Origin of the sequence: Microbacterium sp. (genome assembly GCF_031178525.1) — a bacterium.
GTDB lineage: Bacteria > Actinomycetota > Actinomycetes > Actinomycetales > Microbacteriaceae > Microbacterium.
Window position 1 is genome coordinate 1 of sequence record NZ_JAPSJA010000272.1, and the last position, 3,114, is coordinate 3,114.

Genomic DNA, 3,114 nt, shown 5'->3' on the forward strand with positions numbered 1-3,114 from the left:
GCATGCCGCGGGCGCGGCCGTAGGATGCCTGCATGCCCGCCCCCGACGACACGCTCGCCGACGCCCTGCGGGAGCGGATCATCCTGGGCGAGTTCGCGCCAGGAACCCGCCTGTCGGAGGCGTCGCTCGCGGACCGGCTCGGCGTCTCCCGCAACACCCTGCGCGAGGCGTTCCGGGTGCTGGCCGAGCAGGGCCTGATCGAGCATGTGCCTCACCGCGGGGTGTCGGTCGCCTCACCCGCCGTCGCGGACGTGATCGACATCTACCGTGCTCGCCGCCTCATCGAGCCGGCGGCGCTGGCGGCGGGGTCGCCGCTGCATCCCGCGGTCGCCGACATGAGCTCCGCGCTCGAGCGCGGCGAGGCGGCTCTCGCGGCGCGCGACTGGCGGGCGCTCGGCACGGCCAACATGGCCTTTCACAGCGCGATCGTGGCGCTGGCGGACAGCCCGCGGCTCGGTCGCCTCTTCCGCGACATCGCGGCGGAGCTGCGGCTGGCGTTCCTGGAGATCGACAGCCCCGAGGCACTGCACGCCCCGTTCGTCGCGCGCAACCGTGCCCTGCTGGAAGCGTTCCTGGCGCACGGCGGCGAGGTCGCCGCACGCCAGCTGCACGATTATCTGGTGCACTCCGAGCAGACGGTGCTCGGCGCGTTCACCCGGCAGCGTCGCGCCTGAGCCTCAGCTCGTCAGCGATCCCCACAGTGCGTCCGCCTGCGCGAGCGTCTCCTCGAGCGTGCCGGACGTGTCGATCACGACGTCAGCGAGCTTCAGGCGTTCCTCGTCCGACGCCTGGTTCGCCACGCGGGCCCGCGCCTCGGTCTCGGACATGCCGCGGTGCTCCGCGAGGCGCGTGATCCGGATGTCGGCGGGCGCGTGCGCCACCACGACGCGGTCCCACTCGCCGGTTCCTCGCGCCTCCGCCAGCAGCGGCACGTCGTAGACGACGACCGCGCCGGGGTCGGCGTCCAGCGCCTCCCGGAAGCGCCGCTGCGACTCGGTCCTGACCGCGGGGTGCACGATGCCGTTGAGGCGCGCCAGCCGGTCGGGATCTCCGAACACGAGCGCCCCCAGGGCAGGTCGATCCAGCTCGCCGGACGCGGTCAGCACACCGTCTCCGAACTCCGCCGCGATCGCGGCCAGCACGGGCCGGCCAGGCTGCTGCAGCTCGCGCACGAGTGCGTCGGCGTCGATCACGACGGCCCCGTGCTCGGCGAGCCGCCGCGCGATCGTCGACTTCCCCGAGGCGATTCCGCCCGTCAGCGCGATGAGTGGCATGGCCCCCAGTCTTCCACCGGTGCGGACGCCATCAGACCGTGCCGGCGGGCGGCCACACGCCGATGATGATCGCCATCACCGCGAGCGTGACCAGCTCGTGTGCGACGTTCATGGCGGTCAGCCCGGAAGGGCGGCCCTCGAAGGCGTCGTGCGTGACGAAGCGCGCGGCGGTGAATCCCGCCCACAGCAGGATCGCCGTCACGACCGCCGCCACGACGTAGCTGCCCTCGTAGAAGTGCCACGCGATCGTGGCGGCTCCCGCGAGCACCCAGGCGGTGACGAAGCTCACCGCGACGGTGAGCGCCATGGGCACGACGGCGTCCCTGCCCGTGCCCTCCATCGAGACGTTCGCGAGCTGGGACCAGCGCGTGCCGAACACCTTCGGGGCGTACCAGATGGAGCCGACCACCATGCTCGACAGCGTCGCGAGGATGACGGCCCAGTAGTTGATCTCGGGAATCATGCGCCGACTGTATCCACCCCATGCCCCGCTGCGAGGGAACGCCGACGCGACGCGCTCATGTGCTTCCATGACGGGGTGACGATCGACGAGCAGCAGCGCCTCGCAGACTCCCCCTGGCACCGCTGGGCGCCCATCGGACAGACGCTCGACGCGAGCCACGTCGCGGGAGGGCCGGTTCCGAGCATCCGGTCGCTCGAGCTGCTGCCGTTGGATCAGATGCTCGTTCCCGAGAGGCCGCGCGCCGGAGAGACGGATCCGTCGGAGTGCGTGGCCTGCAAGCCGTCCGAGCATACGATCTGGGCCAACGACGCGTGGGGGGTTCGCGCGGGGTTCGCGACGCCCGGCCTGCCCTTCGTCGCGGCGCTCGCGCCGCGCGAGCATGTCCTGCTGGAGGACGCGCCGATCGAGGTGCTCGCCGAGATGGGGCCCGTGCTTCAGCGCCTGTCGAACGCCGTCAAGCAGATCCCCGGTGTGGCGCGCTGCCACTTCATGCGCTGGAACGACGGCTCCGCTCACCTGCACCTCTGGGCATACGCGCGCCCCGAGGGGATGATGCAGGGGCGCGGCGCGATCCTGCCCTACTGGGAGCAGGTCATGCCCGCCATGCCGGAGGACATGGCCCGCGAGCACATCGAGATCGTCGCGCAGGCGATGCTAAAGAGCGGGGACGGCGCGTACTACCCGGAACGCTGATCCCCGTCGGACCCGCCAGGAATGCAGCTTGCTCGCCTGGACGGCGTCGGCCGGAGAGCGACCGTCACCGCCGTACGCCGGACGCCCTGCGCCGCGACCCTCGACAGGTTGCGCTCTTGCCGCTGTCGGCGCCCGGGAATACGGTGAGCGCGTCAGCCACGCTCCGCGGAAAGAGGTCACTCATGGCACACGGCGACGTCACCCACCTGGAGATCCCGGTCAGCGACCTGGAGAGTGCGAAGGACTTCTACGCCGACCTGTTCGGCTGGGAGATCTCGTCGCCGCCCGGCTTCGAGGAGTACCCGATGTGGCGGGCGCCCAACAAGATCTCAGGTGGTGCGCTGACCCCCCGCGAGGAGGGATTCACGCAGCCACGGTCGATCATCGAGGTCGACTCGATCGAGGACACGCTCGCCAAGGTCACCGCGGGCGGCGGCAAGGTCGTGCAGCCGCGCGCGCCGATCGACGAGACCAGCTGGTGGGCACTGTTCGAAGACCCCGACGGCAACGTCATCGGGCTGTTCGAGGGGTCGATGCAGGACGGCTGAGGCGCGCGCCTGCCCTCAGCGCGACATGAGCTGGCGCTTCGAGCTGATCACGCCCGTGTCGAAGCCCGCGAGGTGCAGGCCTCCGTGGAATCGGGCGTGCTCGATCTTCACGCACCGATCCATCACGACCGTGAGC

Annotated in this window: 5 protein-coding genes and 1 pseudogene; 3 read left to right on the top strand and 3 right to left on the bottom strand. The window is 71.2% G+C overall.

The window, feature by feature from the left end:
* Positions 1–32: 32 nt before the first annotated feature.
* A complete protein-coding gene (locus RIF89_RS12975) occupies positions 33–674 on the top strand; it encodes a GntR family transcriptional regulator (RefSeq protein ID WP_309069517.1) in 642 nt (213 codons plus the stop codon).
* Between the two features lie 3 nt (positions 675–677).
* Here RIF89_RS12975 and coaE read toward each other — a convergent pair whose 3' ends face one another.
* Together coaE and RIF89_RS12985 are read right to left on the bottom strand one after the other, a co-directional pair.
* Positions 678–1,274, bottom strand: a complete 597-nt coding sequence (gene coaE, locus RIF89_RS12980; RefSeq protein ID WP_309069518.1) for a dephospho-CoA kinase — start codon at positions 1,272–1,274, stop codon at positions 678–680.
* 31 nt (positions 1,275–1,305) lie between these two features.
* Positions 1,306–1,737 (bottom strand): DUF1761 domain-containing protein, encoded by a 432-nt coding sequence (locus tag RIF89_RS12985; protein ID WP_309069519.1) that lies wholly within the window; start codon positions 1,735–1,737, stop codon positions 1,306–1,308.
* Positions 1,738–1,812: 75 nt separating this feature from the next.
* Between RIF89_RS12985 and RIF89_RS12990 the strand changes: the two genes are divergently transcribed.
* Positions 1,813–2,430 carry a hypothetical protein gene (locus tag RIF89_RS12990; RefSeq protein WP_309069520.1) on the top strand — a complete coding sequence of 206 codons (618 nt, stop codon included), beginning with the start codon at positions 1,813–1,815 and terminating at the stop codon, positions 2,428–2,430.
* A gap of 182 nt (positions 2,431–2,612) precedes the next feature.
* On the top strand, positions 2,613–2,978 hold the full coding sequence (locus RIF89_RS12995) for a VOC family protein (protein ID WP_309069521.1): 366 nt from the start codon (positions 2,613–2,615) through the stop codon (positions 2,976–2,978).
* A gap of 15 nt (positions 2,979–2,993) precedes the next feature.
* On the opposite strand, the pseudogene RIF89_RS13000 reads toward RIF89_RS12995, so the two are convergent.
* A pseudogene (locus tag RIF89_RS13000) lies at positions 2,994–3,114 on the bottom strand (CoA-binding protein); the annotation flags it as partial.